This is a genomic window from Streptomyces sp. NPDC057565, assembly GCF_042801455.1.
Lineage (GTDB): Bacteria > Actinomycetota > Actinomycetes > Streptomycetales > Streptomycetaceae > Streptomyces > Streptomyces yanii.
Genome location: NZ_JBHVFU010000019.1, coordinates 1 through 23352, shown reverse-complemented (window position 1 = coordinate 23352; position 23352 = coordinate 1). Strand labels below are relative to the sequence as shown.

Here is a 23352-nt window from a genome sequence, read left to right as displayed (position 1 = left end):
CGGGGCGCGGCTCCGCCCGGAAAGGGCCGGACGCCACCGCGATACGATCCCATGGCCATGGAAATGAATGCCTCCTACACCAGTCTTGTCGCGGTCGGCGACTCCTTCACCGAGGGCATGTCGGACCTGCTGCCCGACGGCTCGTACCGCGGCTGGGCCGATGTCCTCGCAGGCCGACTCGCCGCCCGCACCCCCGGGTTCCGGTACGCGAATCTGGCCGTGCGCGGGAAGCTGATCCGCCAGATCGTGACCGAGCAGGTCGATGCTGCCGCCGCCATGCAGGCGGACGTCGTCACGCTGGTCGGCGGTCTCAACGACACCCTGCGGCCCAAGTGCGACATGGGAATGGTGCGCGGTCGGCTGGAAGAAGCCGTGGAACGCCTCGCGCCGTCGTGCAAGAAGCTCGTGCTGATGCGCAGCCCGGGCCGCAACGGACCGGTGATGGAGCGCTTCCGCCCCCGCATGGAGGAGCTGTTCTCCCTGGTCGACGAGTTGGCGGATCGCCACGGTGCGCTGGTCGTCGATCTGTACGGGGCACCGGCACTCGGCGATCCCCGGCTGTGGGACGTCGACCGGCTGCATCTGACGGCCGAGGGACACCACAGGGTCGCCGAGGCGGTCTGGCAGGCGCTCGGACTGCCACCGGAGCACGACTGGCAGGCGCCACTTCCCACCGCGGTGCCCCCGCGGTGGGCGATACGGCGCGTCGACGACCTCCGCTTCGCGCGGCAGCATCTGGCGCCGTGGATAGGGCGGCGTCTGACCGGCCGGTCTTCCGGGGACGGACGGACCGGCGCCCAGTTCAACGCTGAGCTGGGGAAGGCATTCTGGGTCACCCCCGAGGACGCCCTCGCCCCGGGCCCGGTGGCGACCTGGCGCCGGGTGGACGGCGCCCGCTAGGGCGTGTGTCGGAAGTCCCGCCGTCCGCCCGAAGGGTGGGCCCGGCGGCGTCTGGTGCGTGCGATCGCAAGGCGGAGGGTCGTCCTCGTACTGGACGTACTCGGGCGAGCCCGACAACGCGGCGAGCGTGCGTGCCAGGCGTCGCCGGGCAGGCGGGACTTCCGACACACGCCCTAGTGCCCCTCCCGGCAAGCTTTGCCCCGGCGCACCGCCCGGCACGCCCGCCCTCCGCGCACTCGAGGTGTTCGGTGTCCGGCCGGACGAGGGCCTGGGTCGCCGTGAGCAGCTCTTGCCGGTTCATGAAAGACAGTCGAACGTCCGGCACTGAGAACCTGGTGTCGCGGGCTGCCACGTGCTCGAACGGGCGATGCGTCAGGCGTGGCAGCTGCTGCAGCTGCCGACCGTGAGGTGCGGGCCCCTCCGCCAGTCCGGGGGCGACGCCCACGAGGCGGTCCGCGCAGCCTGCCGCCGCTCCGCGAACTCCCGGTTGGTGAGCGTCTGTCGGCGATAGGCGTCGGGGAGATCCGGCATCGACAGCAGCCGGTCGCAGGCCCGGAGCGATCCGTCGATGTCACCGACCCGACAGGCGGTGACCGAGTACTCGAAGAGCAGCCCCCAGCGGTACACCCAGGGCTGGACGAACAGCAGGTCGTCCGGCGCCTCCCGGTCGAGTCCCGCGCAGACGAAGGCGTGTGCGGCGTGATGGCGGCCGAGGCCGCGCAGCCGCGAGGAGAGTTCGTAGCAGGCTTCGAGCCGTTCCGGGCGGGCCTCCCAGGCGCGCGAGAAGGCATCCATGGCGGACGGCCAGTCGTCGGAGTCGGCTCTGAGGATCCCGGCCTGCAGCAGCGAGCAGTACACCTCTTCGCTCCAGCCCCCCATCTGCGCACGGCGCTCGTACAGCGCGATCGCCTTCTCCCTCTCGCCGAGGTCGCGCATGGTCTGGGCCAGATAGAAGACGGTGCGGGCATTGGCGGGGTCGCGTTCGAGCTCGGCGCCGAGCAGCCGTGCGTCGCGTTCGAATTTGTCGTGCCGCGATCCTCCGTCGTCGTGGTCCTCGATGACGAGAGCGTCCAGCAGCTCCTCGTCGTCGCGCTGGTCGGCGGTGAGGAACTCGTGGGCGACGCCTTCGTACCGCCAGGCGATGTCACCGCGGACCAGGCGCTTGCTGCGGCACTCGGTCGCGCCCTCGTGCCGCAGTAAGTACGAGTCGGCGGTCAGCAGGAGCAGTGGACCGGTCCTGCGGACCACCAGGTCGGCGTCCAGGAGAAGCAGGTAGTCGGCTTTGGCGTGCGCACGCCGGATGTTCAGGCTCCGGTTGTGGCCGAAGTCCACCCAGGGATCCTCGTGGAGTTCGCCCGGGATGCCGTCGAGTGCGGCACGGATCAGCCGTTGGGTTCCATCGGTCGAGCCGGTATCGGAGATCACCCAGGTGTCCACCAGACCGCGGACGGAAGCGAGGCAGCGCTCAATGACGCGCGCCTCGTTCTTGACGATCATGCACAGGTAGATGGACGGCTTCATGGCAACACCAATCCCCGGCAAGTAGGTCCGAGAGACCTTAGGGAAACCACCCGGGAAGGTGGTGGCGGCACGCCGGAGTAGGGGCACCGGGGTCGCAATCGCACGGGTCCCCCACGGCATCGCGGCCCGTCACCCGGACAGTCACGCCGTTGCCGCTGCCGACCGGACGAACCAGGTCGATCACGCCCTCTTCCACGCCGGCTCCCGCCCCTCAGAAGGGTGATTCGGCAATCCGTCCCACCGCCCAGGGACCGCCTCAGCACAGTCCGAGGGGTCGTCGGACCGGGCCCGGGTTCCGTCCGGTCCGAAGCGGTCCTGACCGGACTCAGCCATGACAGCGTGGTTGTGCCCCACCGGGGTGAACTCCCCGTCCAGGGCCGGTCTCAGCGTGCGGTGGAGTCGCTCTGGGCGGCGTTCCGGTTGCCCTTCACCGATTCCGAGGCCTGCCCAGGGTCCGGTACATCCGACTTCCCCTTGTCCGTCCGGTCCTTGTCCTTCGATGTCTGGGGACCGAGAAGCCCGTCGCAGTAGCCCGGCACCGCCGATGCGCCACCGGCCGCAGCCTCCAGGCGGTCGAAGGCCGTAGCGTCCGCGGCCTTTCCCTTCCCCTGATCCAGGCGGTACGCACGGCAGTGCGCCTCGTCGTCCTGTGCCTGGTCCGGGTGGCCGGCGGATCGACCGGCGCCCGGCAGATCCGTCGGCCCTTGTTGTGTACGGCCTGCGGCGGGATTCGGCGCACCTGACTGGGGGCTGCCGGGCGCATCGGATGCGGTGGAGTCACTCCTCGCGGGGTGTTCGGGACGCGTCCGGTCGCGCCCGTCGTCATCGAACGGTGTCGGCATCGCGCCCGACCCCGCGGCCACCGCGACCCCGCCGAGCGCCGCAGCGGCCGCGAAGCCGACGATCATCGCCCGCGCCGAGCGGACGAAGCGCAGCCGCTCGACCGGTCGCCAGTCATCGCGTCTGCGACGCCGCAGCGGCGACGCGGGTGCGATTGCCCCCTCGTCGCGCGCCGACCGGAAGGCGTCAAGCGCTCGTTGCTCGGCTACGGGGCCGGCCTCACCGGAACGTTGCACGGCTGCCAGCAGAGCGGCCACTTCGGGGGATACCGGCGCATCGGTCGCCTGTGGCGATTCATCTCTCATGTCTCATCTCTCAGCGTGCGGCGTGACGCAGACGTCACACTGCCCGACCCTCCTGATCCCAGATGTTCGGCCAACCTCTTCAGCCCACGGTAGGCGGAGGTGCGTACGGCCCCCGCACGTTTGCCGAGTACCCGCGCCGTCGCGGGACCGTCGAGGCCGACGACGACACGGAGCAGAACGGCTTCCGCCTGCTCCCGCGGCAACTCGCGGATGAGTGCGAGCGCCTGCTGGGTGGAGAGTGTCTCCAGGGCGGATCCGGCGGTGTCCTGACCGTCCGGCAGTTCGAGGATGTCCTGCTCCAGAAATGCTGTTCGCGGCCGCCGCCGCTGCTTGCGCAAGTGGTCCAGCGCCCGGTGCCGGGCGATCGTCGCGGTCCAGCCGCGAAACCCCGCCCCGTCCCCACGGAACCGTCCGAGGTCACGGGATATCTCCAACCAGGCGTCGGACGCCACGTCCTCGCCGTCCTCGCCGACCAGTCCCCGTACGTAGCCGAGCAGCCCGGGATGAACCAGCCGGTACGCCACGGCGAAGGCTTCCTCGTCACCTTGCTGAGCCCGCTCCACCGCGGCGCCGAGCTCGACGTCGTCCATCTGCCCGCGGCGCTGTTCCCCGCCTTTGGCCACACTTTCCTCTTCGTACCGACTGCGTCCGACGTATACCGCCCCGAAACGGCTCACCGGGCCCTCGTCCCTCGGCCCGTCCACCCCTCTACTTCCTCTGCGTGAGGGCACACAGAAATGTCACAGCCAGGGGGTTCGCGATGCGAGGGCAATCTGCTGCGCGAGTCCGGATCCACCCAGGTCACAGGGCGGCGACGGGGCGGCGGGCGCGCCCGTGCAGCAGCAGGTAGAAGCGCTGGAGCGGCTCCTCCGACGCCGACTCGAATCGGTTCGCCACCTTCCCGATCGGGTTCCAGACCCGCCCGTCGGGCATGCGGACACCCGCCGGCTGTCCGAACAGCTCCCGCTGGCCGTCGTCGAGGTCCACCCACCGGCCGCCGGCCCGGCGCACCATGACTTCGCCGGTGTACGCGCCCAGCCCCCGCAGAAACGGCTCGACCTGTGCCCGCTCCGGCCGGCTGTGCCGCAGCCCGTCGACGATCAGGTCGACGAGCCGCAGGCTGACCACGGAGTAGTCGAGCGGCAGTCGGTTCCGCTCGGTCAGCTGCGCGACGAAGCGCGTGACATAGGCACGCATCTCCGACACCGCAGGAAGCTTCTCAAGATCACTATCCATGCCTGCCCCAGCGACGGACGGCCGGAGAGCATCACAGGTATCGGACGTGTCTGTTCTCATACGGCGAGTTCCAGCCAGTTGTACAACCCACCGTTCCTCTCACGCGTCGGCAGGCCCCACCGCATCAGCCGATGGCGATACGCGGATGGGCGGAGGGTTTGATCCACGCCATGATGCTGTCCATGGTGGCGCGCGGCACCGAGACGCACCCCGCGGTCGCCCCACTCCCGTTGACGTGAAGGAAGATTCCGGCCCCGCGACCGGGGGTGGCCGGCCAGCGGTTGAAGTTGATCACTAATGCCTTGGCGTACTGCGTCGGATAGTTGACAAGGTGTTCGCTCCCCCGGTCACCGGTCTCGACAAGGGGGAAGTCCGCACCGGCGGAGGAGTGCATCGAGTTGTAGTACTTCGACTCCGGGTCCTCCACCCACCAGTGGCTGGAGTTGACCCGGGTGTACGGCATGGCCGTGCCCCCGGCTTCGACACCGAAGCCTTCGGTGATGGTGTACGTCCCCGAGGGCGTGGTGTACGTGCTCTGCTTGCGGGTGGCACCGTCCACGACACCGTTCGACCCGACCCGGCCGCTCGTGGAGAGGACCGATTTCCAGCCGCCCGAACCCTTGGCCCACGCCGTGACGGTGGCGTACGAACCGCTCGCCTTCACGGTGATGAGCTGCGTGGCGTCACCCACGGAAGCGGGCACGGGGAAGGAGGGCGCCGATGTCGGCGCCTGGCCGCCCCCCTTACCGCCGTCCGCATGCGTCCCCGTCCCACCGGCGGACGGCGAACGGCTGCCGGACGGCTTCACGGATACGGAGGCGGAGGCCGACGCGGAAGGGGACGCGGAGGCGGAGGCCGAGGCCGAGGCCGAGGCGGAACTGCTGGGAGAGTGGGACGCGTTCGGCACCTTCGCAGCCTCGCTACGGGAACTCGGCACGACATCTGCGGCAGCGGCGCCGTGATCCTGCCGGCCGCAGGCCGACGCCGGGAGCATGACGCCGGCAACGGCCACAATGATGGGCATCTTTCGGGAAAAGGGCAGCACGGCGCATTCCTCCGGGGGCAGGTGAAGTGGGCGTCCCGGCCGCCGGCGAGAGAGGCGGGGAGAAGGCGGGACGGCGAGAGCGACGCGGTTATATATCAGCTTGCCATCAACACGCGAGCCCGCGAACATTTCGGATGAATCGTCACCAGCTCGACCACGGGCGGTCCAGCCACCCCATCGCCGCCCCCGCCGTCGCCGCCCAAACCGTGATGCACGCCACACGAGGCCGAGCTGTGTGACGTTTCGACACCTGCGTGCGCTGGGTAACCCAGGCCGCCTGTGTGACGGGTGTGCCTCCGGCAAACTTCTCTGAGGGGTGGGGCATTTGAGCCCGCGCACGTCGCATGCGTACAGACCGATGAGCCTGAAACGCCGCGCCTGGCTGACCGTCGGCGCCGTCGTTCTCGGCGGGGCCGGCGTGGTGACGGTCGCCATCGCGAATCCGTCCGACGGTGCGGCCGGTCCCAAGGGCCCAAAGGCGCGTCCGGCGACGCTGCGGTCGCTCGCGATCAGTGGTGGCACCGCCACGGAGCGGCAGTTGCCGACCACCAGCACGGCGCCGTTCTCGCTGGTCGGCATCGGCTGGGACGGAGCGGCGAAGGTGGACGCCACCGCTCAGGTCCGTACGCGGTCGGCCGACAAGGGCACGTGGTCGTCCTGGCGCGAGCTGGAGGTGTCCCCCGACGGACCGGACGGGCGGGAGCAGGCCGCCGCGCACCGCGCCACCGAGCCGCTGTGGGTCGGAGCGTCGGACGCCGTACAGGTGAAGGTGGGGTCGGGGCGGCAGGGCAAGGCGCTGCCGAAGGGCCTCAAACTGCACATGGTCGACCCAGGCGTCAGCAAGGCGGAGTCCAAGAACCCTGCGGGGGCGACCCTCGCCCCCGGCGGTCCTGAGAATGCGGCGTTCGCGCTGGAGGGGACCTCGACGCCCACGGCGTCGGACACCGCCGGTGCTGCCACCGACACCGCCACGCCGACCGGTCCCGGAACACCGTCGGCCACGGACGCCGCCTCTCCGACGGAGACCACTGCCGTCACCCCGACGCAGACGGCCCCCGTCACCCCGACGGAGTCCGTCACCGCGAAGCCCACGGACACGGCCACCCCGACTCCCGCACCCACAGCACCGCCGTCGACGGTCAACCGGCCGCCGATCATCAGCCGTGTCCAGTGGGGCGCCGACGAGTCGCTGGTCGAGGATCCGCCCGAGTACATCGACAAGGTGCAGGCGGTCTTCATCCACCACACCGTCGACACGAACAACTACAGCTGCGGCGACTCGGCCGCGATGGTCCGCGCGATCATGACCTACCACGTGAAGACCGACGGCTGGAACGACATCGGCTACAACTTCCTGGTCGACAAGTGCGGTCAGATCTTCGAGGGCCGCGCCGGCGGCGCCGACCTGCCGGTCAAGGGCGCCCACACGTACGGCTTCAACTCCTACTCGACGGGCATTTCGCTGCTCGGCAACTTCGAGACGGGCAAGCCGACTCCGGCCGCGCTGCAGTCCGCGGCCCGCATCGCCGCCTGGAAGCTCGGTCAGTACGGCGTCAGCCCCACCGCCAAGGTGACGCTGACCCGCCTCGTCACCGATGCCGACGGAAACACCGCGCCCGACGGTGACGTCACGTTCAACACCATCGCCGGACACCGCGACGGGTACGCCACCAAGTGCCCCGGCACGTACCTGTACTCCAGGCTCAGTTCCATCCGGACATACGCCACCAACGGCACCCGCAACGCCGCGATCCCGACCACCGACTTCAACCGGGACGGCATCACCGACCTGATCGTCGGCCTCCCGAAGGCGGCGAGCAGCGACGGAAGCGTCACCGTGCTGCCCGGCACCGAGGACGGCCCGAACTCGGCGGCGAAGCGGACGCTGAACCAGAACAGCGCGGGCGTGCCCGGCAGCTCCGAGGCGGGCGACCAGTTCGGCTCGTCCAACGCCTGGGGCGACGTCAACGGCGACGGGTACGCCGATCTGGTCGTCGGCGGGCCCGGCGAGGACATCACCCAGGCCGACAACGGCACGGTCGTCGTGATGTACGGTCCCGGCCTCACGACCGGCAAGGGCTACTCGGTCACGTCGTCCGGGCGGATCGGCGGCGAAAAGCTCGGTACGTCCGTCACCACCGGTGACTTCAACGCCGACGGCAAGGCCGACATCTTCTCCGTCGCGCCGGGCAAGCCCGGCCGCTGGTGGGCCTGGGACGGCAGGACCGGCGCAGCAAAGTCCGGATATCTGAACACCACCGCCTACACCTCCGCGGTCAGCTACGCGGCCTCGGTCACCGGCGACTTCAACAAGGACGGCTACGCGGACACTGCCGTCAGCTACCGTGACCCGAGCGGCATCGGGCGCCTGCTGTGGTTGAAGGGTTCCACCACCGGTCTCCAGCGGGTCGGCATCCTCGACGCCCGCGGCGGACGTTCGCTGGCCGCCGGTGACATCAACGGCGACGGTGCGACCGACCTCGCGGTCGGACAGCCCTCCGCCACCGAGTCCGGGCACACCGCCAAGGGCGGCGCCGTCACTGCGGTCTTCGGTTCGGCGACCGGCCTGACCTCGACCGGCCGCAAGACGATCCACCAGGACACCACCGGCGTACCGGGCGGCGGCGAGACCGGCGACGACATGGGGGCGTCCGTCTCCATCGGCGACGTCGACCTCGACGGGTACGGCGACATCCTCACCGGTGCCCCGGGCGAGGACATCACCCGTGGCGGCGTCAACCAGAGCAACGCCGGACAGGTCTTCCTGATCCGCGGCTCCGCCACCGGTCCCCCCGGCACCGGGGCGGTCGGATACAGCCAGGACACCACCGGCATCCCCGGCTCCACCGAGCCGAACGACCGGCTCGGCTCGTCCGTGTCGCTCACCGATCTCTCCGGCTACTCCCGGGCGGACATCGCGATCGGCGCGGACGGCGAGGACGCCAACAACGGCACGATCCTGCAGATGGACAACACCAGCACCTCGGGCATCGTCACCGGCACCGGCCTCTATTACGGGGTGTCGGCGCTCGGTTCATCCACCGGTATCCGGATCGGGCTGAACCTGGCCCCGTAACTCCCGTCCTCCCCCCGCACAGGGACCCCGGAGCCCCTCGGCCTCACCCGAGGGGCTCCGGTCATGCGTGGGCGCGGGCACCGCCTCGTCACCTTCGGTCTGTACGGTGCGCCCCTACGGACAGCGACTGCGAGTGAAGGCAAAGGGTGAGTGGCGTGGCGGGTGTGCCCGGCGGTGGTGCGGTCGGCGCTGACGGGTCCGGCGGCGGTGACGCGTCCGACGGCGGCGGACTCGGACGGCGACTGGGTGTGTTCGACGCGGTGGTCATCGGGCTGGGGTCGATGATCGGGGCCGGTGTCTTCGCCGCGCCGGCACCCGCCGCGGCGGCGGCCGGGTCGGGGCTCCTGATCGGGCTGGGTGTGGCTGCGGTCGTGGCGTACTGCAATGCCACGTCCTCGGCTCGCCGCCCGCTATCCGGCCTCCGGCGGTACGTACGTCTACGGGCGTGAGCGCCTGGGAGAATTCTGGGGCTACCTGGCCGGCTGGAGCTTCGTCGTCGGCAAAACCGCCTCCTGCGCAGCCATGGCCCTGACGGTCGGCGCCTACGCCTGGCCGGGCCAGGCCCATGCTGTGGCGGTCGGCGCCGTGGTGGCTCTCACCGCCGTGAACTACCGGGGCGTGCAGAAATCCGCAGGGCTGACCAGGGTGATCGTGGCGGTGGTCCTCGCGGTCCTGGCCGCCGCCGTCACCACGTGTCTGACCGGCGACACGGTCGAGCCGTCCCGGCTGGTGCCCGGGGGCGACGCCACGGCGGGCGGGGTGCTGCAGGCGGCGGGGCTGCTGTTCTTCGCCTTCGCCGGATACGCCCGCGTCGCCACGCTGGGCGAGGAGGTCCGCGATCCGGCCCGCACGATCCCCCGTGCCATCCCTCTTGCTCTCGGCATCACCTTGATCGTGTACACGGCGGTGGCTGTGGCGCTGCTGTCGGTGCTCGGGTCTGCCCGGCTCGCCGACGCCACGGCTCCGCTGGCGGACGCGGTCCGCGCGGCCGGCGCGCCCGGCCTGGCACCGGTGGTCCGCATCGGTGCGGCACTCGCCGCACTGGGTTCCCTGCTCGCCCTCCTCCTCGGCGTCTCCCGTACGACGCTGGCAATGGCCCGCGACCGCCACCTGCCGCGTGCCCTGGCCACCGTCCACCCCCGGTTCGCCGTCCCGCACCACGCAGAACTGGCCGTAGGCGCGGTCGCCGCCCTCGTGGCCGCCACCGGCGATGTCCGGGGCGCGATCGGGTTCTCCTCGTTCGGCGTCCTGCTCTATTACGCCGTCGCCAATGCGGCCGCCTGGACCCTCACGCCGTCCGAGGGCCGCCCTCCACGTGCCGTTCCGGCCCTCGGCATGGTGGGCTGCCTGGTCCTGGCATTCACGCTTCCCCTGCATTCGGTTCTGTCGGGCGCATGCGTGGTGCTGGTCGGCGCGGCCGCCTATGGCGTACGCAGGGGCAGGCGCCGACACCGTCCGAGTCGCTGAACAGCGACCTCCCCGGTCCCTCGGCCCGCCCGCCGCGGGGCGCCCCTGTCGCACGAACGGCCGCGTTTGTCGTAAGCCACAAACCCGACCACGGCGCTGGCCTGCAGAAACCACCAGTAGAATCTGGACACGTGACTGCTGTGTCTGCGAAGCCTCGCATCCCCAATGTCCTGGCCGGCCGCTATGCCTCCACGGAGCTGGCCGTCCTCTGGTCCCCCGAGCAGAAGGTGAAGCTGGAGCGCCAGCTCTGGCTGGCGGTGCTGCGCGCTCAGAAGGACCTCGGGATCGAGGTACCCGACGCCGCCCTCGCCGATTACGAGCGTGTCCTCGACCAGGTCGACCTCGCCTCCATCGCGGAACGCGAGAAGGTCACCCGGCACGACGTCAAGGCACGGATCGAAGAGTTCAACGCTCTCGCCGGGCACGAGCAGGTCCACAAGGGCATGACCTCCCGGGACCTCACCGAGAACGTCGAGCAGCTGCAGATCCGGCTCTCGCTGGAGCTCATGCGCGACCGCACCGTGGCCGTCCTGGCCCGGCTCGGCAGGCTTGCGGGCGAATACGGCGAGCTGGTCATCGCCGGCCGCTCCCACAATGTCGCCGCCCAGGCGACCACGCTCGGCAAGCGTTTCGCGACCGCGGCGGACGAGCTGCTGGTGGCGTACGGTCGACTGGAGGACCTGCTGGGCCGCTACCCGCTGCGGGGCATCAAGGGACCCGTCGGCACGGCGCAGGACATGCTCGACCTGCTGGGCGGTGACGCCGCCAAGCTCGCCGACCTCGAGCAGCGCATCGCCGGCCACCTCGGCTTCGGACAGGCGTTCACCTCGGTCGGCCAGGTCTACCCCCGCTCGCTCGACTACGACGTCGTGACCGCACTGGTGCAGCTGGCCGCCGCGCCCTCGTCGGTCGCGAAGACGATCCGGCTGATGGCCGGGCACGAGCTGGTGACCGAGGGATTCAAGCCGGGTCAGGTCGGCTCGTCCGCGATGCCGCACAAGATGAACACCCGGTCCTGCGAACGCGTCAACGGACTGATGGTGATCCTGCGCGGCTACGCCTCGATGACGGGTGAGCTGGCGGGCGACCAGTGGAACGAGGGCGACGTGTCCTGCTCCGTGGTCCGCCGGGTGGCGCTGCCGGACGCGTTCTTCGCGTTCGACGGTCTGCTGGAGACCTTCCTCACGGTGCTCGACGAGTTCGGGGCGTTCCCGGCGGTCGTGGCCCGCGAACTGGACCGGTACCTGCCGTTCCTCGCCACGACCAAGGTACTGATGGGTGCGGTACGCGCCGGTGTCGGCCGCGAGGTCGCCCACGAGGCCATCAAGGAGAACGCCGTCGCCGCCGCTCTGGCCATGCGCGAGCAGGGCACGGAGCGCAACGAACTGCTCGACAAGCTCGCCGCCGACGACCGCATCCCGCTGGACCGGGAGCAGCTGGACGCGCTGATGGCCGACAAGCTCTCCTTCACGGGAGCGGCCGGCGACCAGGTCACCGCGCTCGTCGCCCGGATCGAGGAGATCACCAAGCAGCACCCCGAGGCTGCGGGATACACGCCGGGCTCGATCCTCTGACAGTCGGAACCAGCGCCGGATGACCCCCGAAGAGCTCCAGGCCGCCCGCGACCGCATCGTTCCCGATGTGGTCGCCGGCGGCTTGCGCGTGCTGTTCTGCGGAATCAACCCGAGCCTGATGACGGGTGCCACGGGCCACCATTTCGCCCGCCCCGGCAACCGCTTCTGGCCGGTGCTCCACCTGTCCGGCTTCACTCCCCGCCAGTTGAAGCCCTCGGAACAGCGCGAGCTGCTGACCTACGGTCTGGGCATCACCAATGTGGTCGCCCGGGCCACGGCGCGAGCCGACGAACTGACCGCCGAGGAGTTCCGCGAGGGCGGACTGATCCTCACGGCCAAGGTCGAGCAACTGCGCCCGCAGTGGCTGGCGGTGGTGGGGGTCACCGCCTACCGCACCGCCTTCGGCGAGCGTCACGCACAGATCGGCCCGCAGGACCGGACAATCGGCGGTGCCCGGGTCTGGGCCCTGCCCAACCCCAGCGGCCTCAACGCCCACTGGACTGCTCAGAGCATGGCCGAGGAGTACGGGCGCCTCCGCGCGGCGGCTGGCTTCACCGCTCCCAGCCCTTCGGACTGAGTCGCTCTGCGGAAGCGAGCACCAGAGGTCTGCGAGAGCTCGGGGGAGCCCATGCCCGGCGCCGTTCCCGGCGCCTTCCGCGATCACCTCCCGACCTGCCCCACCACCGACCCAAGGGAGATCGGTCCTCAGGCGTCCCTGCGCCTCATCGCCCACCAGCCGGCGAGCAGCGCGAGGCCTGCCCAGCCGGCCGTGACAGCCAGCCCCGCCCATGGCCCCACACTGCCTTCCGGATTCTGGTGCAGTACCAACTGTCCGGCCCGGTCGGGCAGATAGAGCGCCACGCCGCTCGCGATGTCCCCGACCACGAAGGAAACGATCAGGACGAACGGGATGAGCAGGCTGAGCACGGCGACCGCGCTGCGCAAGAGCACCGTCAGGCCGGCGGCGAACAGGGCCATGAGGGCGAGATATATGCCGCCGCCGAAGGCGGCTCGGAGAGCTCCGGGTTCGCCCAGACCGATCGCGTATTTCCCCATGAACAGCTGACCCACCAGGAACGCGGTGAAGCTGGTGGCGAGCCCGACCACCAGGGCGAGCACGCCGATGAGGGTCATCTTCGCCGCGTAGAAGAGGTCACGGCGCGGCACCGCCGCGAGCGATATCCGCAAAGCGCCATTCAGATACTCGGAAGAGAGCGCTGTGGCGCCGAAGCTGATGGCAGCGATCTGGCCGAAGTTCAGTGCGTAGAAGGCGCCGAAAACCAGGTCGGTGTCCCCGTTCTCCGCCTCGGCCTGACCAACGGTGGCGAAGGCAAGCAGGGTGACAGCGAGTGTCACCAGGAAGACCGCCGTCAAGGAGCCGGACACGGACCGTACCGATCTGATCTTGATCCACTCGGAACGGAGCACGTCGGTGGTCGACATGGTCAGGCCTCCTGACGGGTAGCGGGTGATGCTACTGCGGACGCGAATTCCGTCGCATCGGCTGTGAGATCGAGATAGGCCTGCTCCAAAGTGGCCTGTTCGTCGGTGAGTTCAAGAATGGGGATGCCCTCGAAGGCTGCGATGGCGCCGACCTCCTCCGCCCTGGCACCCTCGACGATCCAGCGCCCGTCGTCGCTCTGTACGAGCTCGAGTCCCTTGCCGGTCAGCACATCGCGGAGCCGCCCCGACTCAGTCGTGCGTACGCGCACGCGTGGGCGGCTGCGGGAGTCGAGGAATTCCTGCATCGGCAGGTCGACAAGGAGCCTGCCCCGCCCGAGGACCACGAGGTGGTCGGCGAACGACGACGTCTCGTTCATCAGATGACTGGAGACGAGAACTGTGCGGCCCTCGCGGGCCAGCCGTTTCATCAGCTCCCGGATCCAGATGATGCCTTCCGGATCCAGCCCGTTCGACGGTTCGTCCAGCATGACGACGTCCGGGTCGCCGAGCAGAGCGGCCGCTATGCCGAGGCGCTGTCGCATACCCAGCGAGAACGTCTTGATCCGGTCGCCGCCGACCCGGCCGAGACCCGCCTCCTCCAGAACCGCCTCAACTCTGCCGGCAGCCAGACCATTGCTCGTCGCGAGAGCCAGCAGATGGTTCCGCGCGGTCCGGGAACCGTGGGCAGCCTGGGCATCGAGCAGCGCGCCGACCCGGCGCAGCGGATGATCGAGTGCGGCGTAGTTCTTACCGCCGATCGTCGCGGAGCCGCTGGTCGGGCGGTCCAGGCCGAGGACGAGTCGCATGGTGGTGGACTTACCGGCGCCGTTAGGGCCGAGGAAGCCGGTGACCCGGCCGGGTCGCACACTGAACGTGAGGTGGTCCACGGCGCGGGTCGCGCCGTATTCCTTGGTGAGCTCATGGACGTCGATGCTGGTCATGTCCTCAGCCTGGCCGCCGCGCCCGCTCCCGCCCTCCCCCGCCGGAGGGGATCATCTCCCTCGCTCGGGGGAGCCGCCAGATTCGCGACGGCTGGCACGATGGCGGCATGCGCCGCCTTCTCCGTCCACTCACCGAGCCGGTCACCTACACCCGCTGGCTGCACATGCTCATTCCGTGCGCGGTCGCCAGCGTGTGGCTGTTCATCTCCATGGACACCCCCTGGGCCCTCATGATCTTTGCCGTGCCCGTGGGGCTGGTCCCCGGAATGCGGCTCGCCGAGGGGGTTCAGGCCCAGCTGTTGCTGATGCCGTCGGAGCGCGGCAGGCCCGACGCAGCGATCTCCGCGGCTCCGGCAGAAAACTGGGCGGCCCGCTGGCGGACCGTGGTCTGGCTGGAGGTGCGGCTGCTGCTCTCGGTGGTGGCCGGGTTCGCGACGGTGTGGCTGTCCGCCACGGCAGTCGACCTCGTCCTCACCGCGTCGGGTTCGGGCCCGAGCGACGACTGGCTGATCCGCGGGGTGGAGCCGCACTGGTGGTACGCGTTGATTGCACCCGTGCCTCTTCTCCTGCTGCTCGCAGTTGTCGTGATATGCGGCAAGGTGATCACGGCGGCGGCGCGACGACTGCTCGGTCCGTCACCGGTGGAGCGGCTGACCGCGCTGGAGGAGCGCACCGAGCAGTTGCTGGAGCGCAATCGCATTGCGCGCGAGCTGCATGACTCGATCGGGCACGCCCTGACCGTGGCGGTCGTCCAGGCAGGTGCGGCGCGGGCGGCGAACGATCCGGCGTTCACCGAGCGGGCACTGGCCGCTATCGAGGAGACGGGCCGGACTGCACTGGACGATCTGGAGCGGGTGCTCCGGGTCCTGCGGGAGTCGGAAGCACCGGTGGGACAGCGGCCGACACTCGCCGAGGCGGACCGGCTGCTGGACTCGGCGCGCGGTTCGGGGGCGAAGGTCGACGCCGACGTCTCCGGTGCGGTGGAGTTGGTACCGGGACCGGTGTCCCGCGAGGGGTACCGGATCCTGCAGGAGTCCCTCACCAATGTGCTGCGTCACTCCGGGTCCGTCCCCGTGCGGGTGAGGATCACAGTCGCGGACGGCTGGCTGGAGCTTGAGGTGACCAATCCGCTCACCGGGTCGATAGGTACGCCGGGCGGCGGCAGCGGACTGCGGGGCATACGTGAGCGGGCCGCGCTCCTGGGCGGAAAGGCCAAGACCGGTCCGTACGACGGCGAGTGGAGGGTGCACGCGAGCCTCCCTCTGGACGGCCTACGCTGACCGGATGCCGGTTACCGTTCTTCTGGTCGACGACGAACCCCTCGTGCGCGCAGGACTGCGCGCGGTGCTTGAGGCCCAGCCCGATATCGAGGTGGTGGGCGAAGCCGCCGACGGTGCCGCAGTGATCCCGCTGCTGCGCCGGCTGCGCCCCGATGTGGTGGCGATGGACGTGCGCATGCCCTTGATGGACGGCATCGAGGCAACCCGGGTAGTGCTGCGCACGGTGCCGGATCCGCCGAAGATCCTGGTGGTGACGACGTTCGAGAACGACGAGTACGTGTACGAGGCGCTGCGCGCCGGGGCGGACGGTTTTCTGCTCAAGCGGGCCAGGCCCTCGGAGATCGTGCATGCGGTGCGTCTGGTCGCCGAGGGCGAGTCGTTGCTCTTCCCGGCCGCGGTCCGGCAGCTCGCCGCCGAGTACGGGACGAGCAAGGCCAAGGCGGCCATGGAGAGCGCGGCGCTCACCGAGCGGGAGGGGGCGGTGCTCCGTTTGATGGCCCGGGGACTGTCCAATGCGGAGATCGCCGCCAAGCTGGTGGTCGGTGTCGAGACGGTGAAGACCCATGTCAGCGCCGTACTGGCCAAGTTGGGGGCCAGGGACCGGACGCAGGCGGTGATCGCTGCGTACGAGTCGGGGTTCGTGGCTCCGGGCTGACGCCGACGGCGCCCGGATCCCTGTTCCGGGTCACGGTCGCTCCGCCTCCGGGCAGCGAGTACGATCCGCCTGACATGCTCGCGAGCTGGGAGGACACACCGTGGGCCGGTTGACCGGTGGGGACCCGTCGCTGTTGCGTCGGATCAATTCCGCGGTGGTACTTCATGCCCTCAGGGGCGCCCACTCCCCCACGCTCACGGATCTGACTCGTATCACAGGTCTGTCCCGGCCAACGGTCGAGGGCGTCGTCGAGGGGCTTTTCGAGGCCGGTCTGGTCGTCGAATCCGCGCCCGACGAGGGCGAGACCCGACGTCAGGGCAGGCCGGCCCGCAGGTTCCGGTTCCGCGCCGAGGCGGGACATCTGCTCGGCATCGAGATCGGCCCGCACCGCGTCTCCGCACTTCTGTCGGGGCTGGACGGCAGGATCATCGGCGCCGGTTCCCGCGAGGTGTCCGAGACGGCTTCCGCGGACGACCGGCTCGACCGGGTGCGGGCCGTCGTCGCCGATCTGCTGCGACGCTCAGGGGTGGCCCGGAGCAGCCTGCGTGCGGTCGGGGTGGGAAGTCCGGGGATCGTGGAGGCCGACGGGACCGTACGCCTGGGCACCGCGCTGCCGGACTGGACCGGTCTCGCGCTCGGTGAGCGCCTGCGGCGCTCCTTCCGCTGTCCGGTGCTCGTGGAGAACGACGCCAACGCCGCGGCGGTGGCAGAGCACTGGAAGGGTGCCGCAACCGAGTCGGACGACATCGTGTTCGTCCTGGCGGGGCTGAGCCCGGGGGCCGGTTCACTGATCGGCGGACGGCTGCATCGTGGTTACGGCGGTGCGGCGGGCGAGATCGGCGCACTCCATCTGCTCGGCCGCAAGGTCACACCGGAGAAGCTGCTGTCGACGACGGACACCCCGCTGGATCCGCTGGACGAGCAGGCGGTCGCCGCGGTGTTCGCGGAGGCCCGGCACGGCGATGTGCGGGCTCAGGCTGCGGTGGAGCGGTTCATCCAGCGGCTGGTGCACGATGTGGCGGCGCTGGTGCTGGCACTCGACCCGGAGCTGGTGGTCATCGGCGGCTGGGCCGCCGGACTGGACGGCGTGCTGGATCCGCTCCGCGGTGAGCTGGCCCGGTATTGTCTCCGGCCGCCGCGGGTCGCGCTGTCGCTGCTGGGCGAGGCGGCCGTGGCCACGGGCGCGCTGCGGCTGGCGCTCGACCATGTCGAGGAGCAGCTCTTCGCCGTGGAGGGATCGGTGACGGCCCGCCGCTGAGCGCGACGGGCCGTGCGTTTCGTTCGAAGCCGGCGGGGCCGGCCGGGCTCAGGACGCGTGGCGCTCCTGGCCGGGGTGGCTGATCTCCAGATCGCCGGAGTCACCGAAGGTGAGTCGGCACGTGTCGGCCCGGTAGGTGGCGACGGAGACCGCAGCTGTGCCGCCTGCCGCGAGGTAACGGGTGGTGACGACGAGGACCGGTGCGCCGGGGAGCCGGTCGAGTTCCTTGGCGTCGTCCGCTCGCGCGGAGCCGAGCTCCACCGAGCGGTCCTGGCCGTCGAGGCCGAGACGGTGCAGTTCCCGCACGACGCTGCGGGCGCGGGCGGCACTCGGCGAGCTCTCGATCGCGGACAGTTCGGGCACGGACGCCGACGGCACGTACAGCAATTCCGCAGCGACCGGCTGCCCCTGAGCGACCCGGATCCGGCGAACGATGTGCACCGGCTCGTCGCTCTCCACGTCGAGCATGGCGAGGACCGGGGCGGGCGCCGTCGCGGTGGTACAGCCGATCGGCTGCCAGGCCTCGTCGGCGCCGCCCGTCCAGTCGTGCTGCGCGGTCGAGACGGCGACGCCCACGCGCGGCGGGGCGACAGTGGTCCCCACGCCACGGCGACGCTGCAGCCTGCCTTCGAGTTCGAGCTGCTCCAGAGCCTGTCGGAGCGTTGCCCGGGCGACGCCGAACCTGGCTGCGAGCTCGCGCTCGTTGGGCAGGATCTCTCCCACCGCAAAGTCCGAGTCGAGTGCCTCACTGAGGACGGTCTTGAGGTGCCAGTACTTCGGCTCCTGCACCGATTCCAGCTGCGTGGTCCCCACCCTGTCCTCCGCAATCACCCAGCGTCTTTTTCCGCGACGTTATTTATTAAAGGTTCCTGTCTTAACGTTGAGACCATAGGGCGGCACACCACCTTGGTCAAGACCAATCCTCGTTCCGTCACGCTGCGAATCGGGTCCCTGCCGCAGAGCGTTCACGGGACGTTCGTGGTGCCGTGCGGCGCGCGCAGCACAAAGCCCCACGTCCGGAGGGTCCGTGGGGCTTGGAGGAGCTCAGGCCGGGCAGGGTGCCTGACAGGCGACTATTCGACGGCCAGATTGGCAAGCTTGTCAGGGTTGCGGACGATATATACGCATTGGATGACACCGTCCCTTACGTCGATCTGGAAGACGGAATCAGGCTTACCGCCGGAAAGCGCCACCAGGGCGGGGCCACCGTTGAGCTCCATGACCCGGATCTCGAAGTCGGCAGGCTGATCCTGTGCGACGGCCAGGAGGAAGCGACCGACCTTGTCCTGGCTCTCGATGATCCGCAGCGGCGCCTTGGACTTTCCGCCACTGTCGCCGACCAGACGCACATCGGGGGCGAGGAGCATCAGCAGCTCCTCGATGTCGCCGCCCGCCGCCGCGGCGAGAAACCGTTCGGTGAGGTCACGGCGCTGGGCCGGGTCGACGTCGTAACGCGGCTTGCGCTCCTCCACGTGCCGCCGCGCACGCCCGGCGAGCTGGCGCACCGCGGCCTCGGTCCTGTCGAGCGTCGTGGCGATCTCCCCGTACGGGAAGCCGAAGGCCTCACGCAGGACGAAGACGGCGCGCTCCAGCGGGGAGAGCGATTCGAGGACGACCAGAACGGCGACGGATACGGAGTCTGCGAGAACGGCCTGCTCGGCAGTGTCGGGCACGGCAGGGCCGAAGTCGGTGACAAGCGGTTCGGGGAGCCATGGTCCGACGTAGGCCTCGCGACGGATCTGCAGCTGGCGCAGCCGGTCGATGGCGAGGCGGGTGGTGGTCCGCACGAGAAATGCACGCGGCTCCCGTACGTCGTCGCGTGGCGCGGCCGACCAGCGCAGCCACGCCTCCTGCACCACGTCTTCGGCGTCGGCGATCCGGCCGAGCATGCGGTAGGCGACCCCGGTCAGTACGGGGCGGTGTTCTTCGAAGACGTCGGTAACGGTGTCGGCTGTCACCGTCCCATCCCAGCCGACGCTCCGGGCCGTGTCCAGCGCAAATCATCCAACCGTTCCTAGCCAGTGTGCGTGAGTGAGTCCGGGACCCACTGCTGCGTACTGGGCGCATCCCGAACGGTGTGGGATGCGCTGGGTTCCCGCGTTCGCGTCCCGTTCGGCGACGGCCCTCCGGGGGGCCGGTCCGTTGCGGGTGGGCGGGTTCCCTCACGCCCCCGGGTGCCTGGTCCGGCCTGGGCGGTCCGATGCCCCGCACGATCACTCCGGTCGTGCGGGGGCGGTGCCGTCCGACGCCGGACCGGGTGCCCGAGGGCGCGTCGCCCGATCGCGATACCCGCGGCATCGTGACGGGACATGGTGCGGTGCGGGGTGACCAGTGGTTTCTGCCAGTGCTGGCCACCCCACCGGGAGGTGTAGGCCGGGTCGACCGCGACAATGCTCAGGCCCTGTTCGGCGGCCATCGACACCAGCCGGGCCTTCAGTTTCCCAGTAGGAATACCAGAAATGAGCTGCCGGAACCGTTTCCTGCGGCCGTGCTTCTCCCGGGTCTTCTCGGTGGTGAAGTCGAGGTCTTCGATGCCGATCGCCGCGACACCGACACGCACCGCCCAGTGGATCAGCCGGGTCAGCGCGTGGCGGATCTGCGCGTCGCGGTGACCGGCGGTCCCGGACAGGTCGAAGCCGAAGCGGTGCGGGTCTCCGAGGGGGTTGCCGTGCCGGTCCAGGTGGTAGGCGGCGAAGTGGTCGGCGTTGGTGTCGACGCCGATCATGCCCCGGGCGCGGGCGGCCTCCAGCGGGATGGTCTGCACGACGGGGCGCTGCCAGGACGCGGTGAGGTACCAGCGGCCGCGCCGGGTGTCGAGGTGGATGCGGTAGGCCACGGCCCGGTTGGCGGCGATGCGGTCGGCCCACTCCGCACCCCGGTGCGCGAACGCGATCCGGGTGGTGAGGACGTACCGGCCGTGCCCGGCGTTGGCCAGGTGCGCGAGCGGGGCAGGCAGCCTGATGGACACTTCGCCGTCCGGGGTGACGCGGATCGTCTCGTTCCCGAACCGCTTCCCCGACTCGCCGTCCGCCGCGATGAACCACCGCTCCGCCTCCCAGCGTTCCCGCCACTGTTCTTCGGTGAGCCCGGCCTCGGCGAGGTGGTGGCGGGTGCTGAGCAGACGTCTGCCGCCCCGTACGACCCGCACGCGTCCGGCCTGCCGGTCGGCGACAACGGCCGCATGCCGCGCCTCCAGGGCCGCGAGGCGGCGGGACTTGTGGAACCACTCGCTCCGGGAGCGGTAGCCTCCTGCGGCCCGCTTCGTTCCGGGTTCACCGACCGGGAGGGACAGGCGGTGCCGCAGCGTCCTGATCCCGGCTTCCAGCGTCTGGATGTGCGCTGCCTGGCAGCGGCGCGCGAGCGCCCACTGATCGTGTGTGGCCTTGGTGATCGCACCGGCGATCCGCGACGACGACTCCTTCGTCAGGTCCCGCTTGCGCGACGCCCACGTCTGAGCACTGTGCTCCAGACCGTCCGCACAGCGGGCCTTGAGATCACGGGAAGCCAGACGGCCCTGATGCTCACCGACCGCACGCAGGACTTCCTCGTCCCGGGAGGTGAGGTGCTTGAGCCGGTCCCGGACCGCCACCCCGCAAGGCCCGGGCACCACGAAGGGCACGGCCAACTTCCTCACACCACCCACCACATCACCCCCGCCCTCAAAGGCCAGCCACCCGCTGTCCAGCCCAACGAGCAGCAGCCGCCAAGGTCACCCATTCGACCACAGAACCCCCGTTCACGCCCCCGCAAACCCGCTGACGGGACTCACTCCCGCACACCACCACTCACTTCAGTGCAGCCAACCGACAGCAGCTCGCAACCCCTTGAACTGTGGACTACTGAACGGTAATTGTTATTGACGGGACGTCTAAGTCCCTTTGCGCAGAGCTGCTTCAGCAAGGCGCATTCGTGCCGGACACCCCCCGGGAGCAACAGCATGGCCACCTCGGTCTCGTTCACCGTCGACTCTCCCGGAGGACCGCGGACCGTGTCCGTGGCGTACGAGCGCAGCGGTTCCGGGGAGCCGTTGTTGCTGCTCCACGGCATCGGCCACCATCGTCAGGCCTGGGATCCGGTGCTGCCGGTACTGGCATCGGCGCGGGATGTCATAGCCATTGATCTGCCCGGTTTCGGCGTCTCCGCGGCGCTCCCGGACGGCGTTCCGTACGACCTGGCGAGCGTGGTCCCGGTGCTCAGCTCCTTCTGTGAGGCGCTCGGCCTGGACCGGCCTCATGTCGCAGGGAATTCGCTCGGTGGACTGCTGGCCCTGGAGTTGGGACGCGAGAAGCTCGTTCGGTCGGTGACGGCGCTGTCGCCCGCCGGCTTCTGGACGGAGAGCGAGCGGCTCTACGCCTTCGGCACTCTGCGGGCGATGCGGCGGGGAGCACTGGTTCTGCCGGTGCCGTTGATCGAACGGCTCTCGCGCAGCGCTGCCGGGCGTGCGGCGCTGACGAGCACCATCTACGCGAGGCCCGGGCGCCGTTCACCCGAGGCCGTTGTCTCGGAGACTGTCGCCCTGCGCGAAGCGACCGGTTTCCACGAGACTCTCGCGGTCGGACGCAATGTCGCCTTCACCGAGGATGTGCCGGGGCTGCCCGTGACCATCGCCTGGGGCAGCCGCGACCGGCTGCTGCTGCGCCGGCAGGGGGTCAGGGCCAAGCACGCCATTCCCGGTGCCAGGCTGGTACGTCTGCCCGGCTGCGGTCATGTGCCGATGAACGACGATCCCGCGCTCGTGGCGCGCGTCATCCTCGACACCAGTCGCTGAACGGGTACCGGTCGCGGAGTCGGCGCCGGTCCTCGAACCGGAGGAACCTCTCGGCCTGCTGCGCCGCAGGACACCTGAACCGAGCGCCACTCCGCAACCCACCAGCAGACTCCCGCCGGCCTGCGCGATCCCGTACGAACCGGTGCCGACGAGCGGCGCGGTGAGTGCCGCTGAGACCGGGATCAGCCCGGAGAAGAGCGTGGCGCGTTCGGCGCCGATGCGCTGCATGCCCATGTACCAGCAGACGAACCCGACGACCGTGACCACGGCTGCCTGCCACAGGAGCGCCGCCGTCTCCGCGGGTGTGGGCATCCGCAGAAATCCGCTGCCGTCGAGCAGGACACCGAGCAGTGCCGACTCGACGGCAGCGATGGCGCAGACAACGGCCGACAGCAGTTTCGGCCCGAGCGGCCGCAGCACCGGTACGGCCAGGACGGCGAAGCCGACCTCGCCCGCGAGCGCGGCGACCGAGCAGAGGATGCCCGCCACGTCGGTCCGGCCCCAGCCCTGGACCGTGAAGGCCCCGGCGACGACCAGCGCGGCCGCGCACAGGACGGTCCGGGTCGGACGACGGCCGTCCAGCAGTGGGACGAGGACGGCGACAAGGATCGGGGCGCAGCCGACGAACACGCCCGGAACAGCGGGTTCCGCAGACCGTTCGGCGGCCAGGACCGCCAGGTTGAAGCCGACCATGCCGACGGCTGCGAGCAGCGCGAGCCGGGTCCACCGGCGGCGGGTGAGTGTGCGGAGGGGAGCGAGGCCGGAGTGCACCCCGCGGCGGAGGAGCGGCAGGAGCAACAGCGCGGCAAGGCTGTAGCGCAGCGCCTGGCCGCCCGCGTACGGATAGTCGCCGAGAACACTGTTGGCGGTGAAGGAGGCGCCCACGAGCACGCAGGCGAAGGCCGCGAGTAGCGCCCCGCGTACGGAAGTCACGTTCATGGAGCCGACGCTAAGGGCTGTCCCGTAATCCCTGGCGGGCGCACGACGACAGCTACGGCACCTCGCTGCGTTGTCGGAACGCCCGAATACGCCCAGTATGAGGA

General features: G+C 70.2%; 19 protein-coding genes and 2 pseudogenes. 10 read left to right on the top strand and 11 right to left on the bottom strand.

Annotated elements, in window-relative coordinates:
- Window positions 1-57: 57 nt before the first annotated feature.
- The gene (locus ACFU8W_RS28075; protein ID WP_384042666.1) at window positions 58-900 is read left to right on the top strand and encodes an SGNH/GDSL hydrolase family protein; all 843 of its coding nucleotides are present in this window, start codon (window positions 58-60) and stop codon (window positions 898-900) included.
- Between the two features lie 372 nt (window positions 901-1272).
- Here ACFU8W_RS28075 and ACFU8W_RS28070 read toward each other — a convergent pair whose 3' ends face one another.
- From ACFU8W_RS28070 to ACFU8W_RS28050, 5 genes are all read right to left on the bottom strand, one after another.
- Window positions 1273-2421: a glycosyltransferase gene (locus ACFU8W_RS28070; protein ID WP_384042664.1), complete on the bottom strand. Its 1149-nt coding sequence runs from the start codon at window positions 2419-2421 to the stop codon at window positions 1273-1275.
- A 383-nt stretch (window positions 2422-2804) separates the two neighbouring features.
- Window positions 2805-3566, bottom strand: coding sequence for a hypothetical protein (locus tag ACFU8W_RS28065; RefSeq protein WP_384042660.1), 762 nt, complete (start codon window positions 3564-3566; stop codon window positions 2805-2807).
- Window positions 3563-4189 (bottom strand): RNA polymerase sigma factor, encoded by a 627-nt coding sequence (locus tag ACFU8W_RS28060; protein WP_384042657.1) that lies wholly within the window; start codon window positions 4187-4189, stop codon window positions 3563-3565. The genes ACFU8W_RS28065 and ACFU8W_RS28060 overlap by 4 nt, the downstream gene beginning before the upstream one ends.
- 178 nt (window positions 4190-4367) lie before the next feature.
- Window positions 4368-4802 (bottom strand): hypothetical protein, encoded by a 435-nt coding sequence (locus ACFU8W_RS28055; protein WP_384042654.1) that lies wholly within the window; start codon window positions 4800-4802, stop codon window positions 4368-4370.
- Between the two features lie 124 nt (window positions 4803-4926).
- Window positions 4927-5493, bottom strand: coding sequence for a L,D-transpeptidase (locus ACFU8W_RS28050; protein WP_384042650.1), 567 nt, complete (start codon window positions 5491-5493; stop codon window positions 4927-4929).
- Between ACFU8W_RS28050 and ACFU8W_RS28045 the strand changes: the two genes are divergently transcribed.
- The 5 genes and pseudogenes from ACFU8W_RS28045 to mug all read left to right on the top strand — a co-directional run bounded on the left by ACFU8W_RS28045 (window position 5480) and on the right by mug (window position 12541).
- Window positions 5480-5764, top strand: coding sequence for a hypothetical protein (locus ACFU8W_RS28045; RefSeq protein WP_384042647.1), 285 nt, complete (start codon window positions 5480-5482; stop codon window positions 5762-5764). The genes ACFU8W_RS28050 and ACFU8W_RS28045 overlap by 14 nt on opposite strands.
- 441 nt (window positions 5765-6205) lie before the next feature.
- On the top strand, window positions 6206-8923 hold the full coding sequence (locus tag ACFU8W_RS28040; RefSeq protein WP_384042644.1) for an FG-GAP-like repeat-containing protein: 2718 nt from the start codon (window positions 6206-6208) through the stop codon (window positions 8921-8923).
- A gap of 281 nt (window positions 8924-9204) precedes the next feature.
- Window positions 9205-10390, top strand: a pseudogene (locus ACFU8W_RS28035) (APC family permease).
- Window positions 10391-10521: 131 nt separating this feature from the next.
- Entirely contained in the window at window positions 10522-11964 is a 1443-nt protein-coding gene (purB, locus tag ACFU8W_RS28030) for an adenylosuccinate lyase (protein ID WP_266988384.1), read from the top strand.
- A gap of 19 nt (window positions 11965-11983) precedes the next feature.
- Window positions 11984-12541: a G/U mismatch-specific DNA glycosylase gene (gene mug / locus ACFU8W_RS28025; protein WP_384042640.1), complete on the top strand. Its 558-nt coding sequence runs from the start codon at window positions 11984-11986 to the stop codon at window positions 12539-12541.
- Between the two features lie 128 nt (window positions 12542-12669).
- Here the strand turns inward: mug and ACFU8W_RS28020 are convergent, their stop codons facing one another.
- Together ACFU8W_RS28020 and ACFU8W_RS28015 are read right to left on the bottom strand one after the other, a co-directional pair.
- Complete coding sequence (locus tag ACFU8W_RS28020; protein ID WP_345511779.1) at window positions 12670-13407, bottom strand: ABC transporter permease; 738 nt, start codon at window positions 13405-13407, stop codon at window positions 12670-12672.
- 2 nt (window positions 13408-13409) lie between these two features.
- On the bottom strand, window positions 13410-14348 hold the full coding sequence (locus tag ACFU8W_RS28015) for an ABC transporter ATP-binding protein (RefSeq protein WP_384042636.1): 939 nt from the start codon (window positions 14346-14348) through the stop codon (window positions 13410-13412).
- A 107-nt stretch (window positions 14349-14455) separates the two neighbouring features.
- Between ACFU8W_RS28015 and ACFU8W_RS28010 the strand changes: the two genes are divergently transcribed.
- The 3 genes from ACFU8W_RS28010 to ACFU8W_RS28000 all read left to right on the top strand — a co-directional run bounded on the left by ACFU8W_RS28010 (window position 14456) and on the right by ACFU8W_RS28000 (window position 17541).
- Window positions 14456-15628, top strand: a complete 1173-nt coding sequence (locus ACFU8W_RS28010) for a sensor histidine kinase (RefSeq protein WP_384042630.1) — start codon at window positions 14456-14458, stop codon at window positions 15626-15628.
- A gap of 4 nt (window positions 15629-15632) precedes the next feature.
- The gene (locus ACFU8W_RS28005; RefSeq protein ID WP_266988374.1) at window positions 15633-16283 is read left to right on the top strand and encodes a response regulator transcription factor; all 651 of its coding nucleotides are present in this window, start codon (window positions 15633-15635) and stop codon (window positions 16281-16283) included.
- A gap of 100 nt (window positions 16284-16383) precedes the next feature.
- Window positions 16384-17541 carry an ROK family protein gene (locus tag ACFU8W_RS28000; RefSeq protein ID WP_384042627.1) on the top strand — a complete coding sequence of 386 codons (1158 nt, stop codon included), beginning with the start codon at window positions 16384-16386 and terminating at the stop codon, window positions 17539-17541.
- A 48-nt stretch (window positions 17542-17589) separates the two neighbouring features.
- Here the strand turns inward: ACFU8W_RS28000 and ACFU8W_RS27995 are convergent, their stop codons facing one another.
- The 3 genes from ACFU8W_RS27995 to ACFU8W_RS27985 form a co-directional block, all read right to left on the bottom strand.
- Window positions 17590-18354 (bottom strand): GntR family transcriptional regulator, encoded by a 765-nt coding sequence (locus ACFU8W_RS27995; protein ID WP_384042623.1) that lies wholly within the window; start codon window positions 18352-18354, stop codon window positions 17590-17592.
- 260 nt (window positions 18355-18614) lie between these two features.
- On the bottom strand, window positions 18615-19499 hold the full coding sequence (locus ACFU8W_RS27990; RefSeq protein WP_384042620.1) for an RNA polymerase sigma-70 factor: 885 nt from the start codon (window positions 19497-19499) through the stop codon (window positions 18615-18617).
- 56 nt (window positions 19500-19555) lie between these two features.
- Window positions 19556-21184, bottom strand: a complete 1629-nt coding sequence (locus ACFU8W_RS27985; RefSeq protein WP_384042617.1) for an IS200/IS605 family accessory protein TnpB-related protein — start codon at window positions 21182-21184, stop codon at window positions 19556-19558.
- A 294-nt stretch (window positions 21185-21478) separates the two neighbouring features.
- Between ACFU8W_RS27985 and ACFU8W_RS27980 the strand changes: the two genes are divergently transcribed.
- The gene (locus ACFU8W_RS27980; protein WP_384042614.1) at window positions 21479-22309 is read left to right on the top strand and encodes an alpha/beta fold hydrolase; all 831 of its coding nucleotides are present in this window, start codon (window positions 21479-21481) and stop codon (window positions 22307-22309) included.
- Between the two features lie 93 nt (window positions 22310-22402).
- On the opposite strand, the pseudogene ACFU8W_RS27975 reads toward ACFU8W_RS27980, so the two are convergent.
- Window positions 22403-23248: pseudogene (locus ACFU8W_RS27975) on the bottom strand (DMT family transporter); the annotation flags it as partial.
- Between the last annotated feature and the right edge of the window lie 104 nt (window positions 23249-23352).

Excerpts from the sequence above, each read along its gene's own strand:
- ACFU8W_RS28075 (WP_384042666.1), top strand. The coding sequence starts at position 58 with ATGGAAATGAATGCCTCCTACACCAGTCTTGTCGCGGTCGGCGACTCC.
- ACFU8W_RS28070 (WP_384042664.1), bottom strand. The coding sequence starts at position 2,421 with ATGAAGCCGTCCATCTACCTGTGCATGATCGTCAAGAACGAGGCGCGC.
- ACFU8W_RS28065 (WP_384042660.1), bottom strand. The coding sequence starts at position 3,566 with ATGAGAGATGAATCGCCACAGGCGACCGATGCGCCGGTATCCCCCGAA.
- ACFU8W_RS28055 (WP_384042654.1), bottom strand. The coding sequence starts at position 4,802 with ATGGATAGTGATCTTGAGAAGCTTCCTGCGGTGTCGGAGATGCGTGCC.
- ACFU8W_RS28040 (WP_384042644.1), top strand. The coding sequence starts at position 6,206 with ATGAGCCTGAAACGCCGCGCCTGGCTGACCGTCGGCGCCGTCGTTCTC.
- mug (WP_384042640.1), top strand. The coding sequence starts at position 11,984 with ATGACCCCCGAAGAGCTCCAGGCCGCCCGCGACCGCATCGTTCCCGAT.
- ACFU8W_RS28020 (WP_345511779.1), bottom strand. The coding sequence starts at position 13,407 with ATGTCGACCACCGACGTGCTCCGTTCCGAGTGGATCAAGATCAGATCG.
- ACFU8W_RS28015 (WP_384042636.1), bottom strand. The coding sequence starts at position 14,348 with ATGACCAGCATCGACGTCCATGAGCTCACCAAGGAATACGGCGCGACC.
- ACFU8W_RS28010 (WP_384042630.1), top strand. The coding sequence starts at position 14,456 with ATGCGCCGCCTTCTCCGTCCACTCACCGAGCCGGTCACCTACACCCGC.
- ACFU8W_RS28005 (WP_266988374.1), top strand. The coding sequence starts at position 15,633 with ATGCCGGTTACCGTTCTTCTGGTCGACGACGAACCCCTCGTGCGCGCA.
- ACFU8W_RS27980 (WP_384042614.1), top strand. The coding sequence starts at position 21,479 with ATGGCCACCTCGGTCTCGTTCACCGTCGACTCTCCCGGAGGACCGCGG.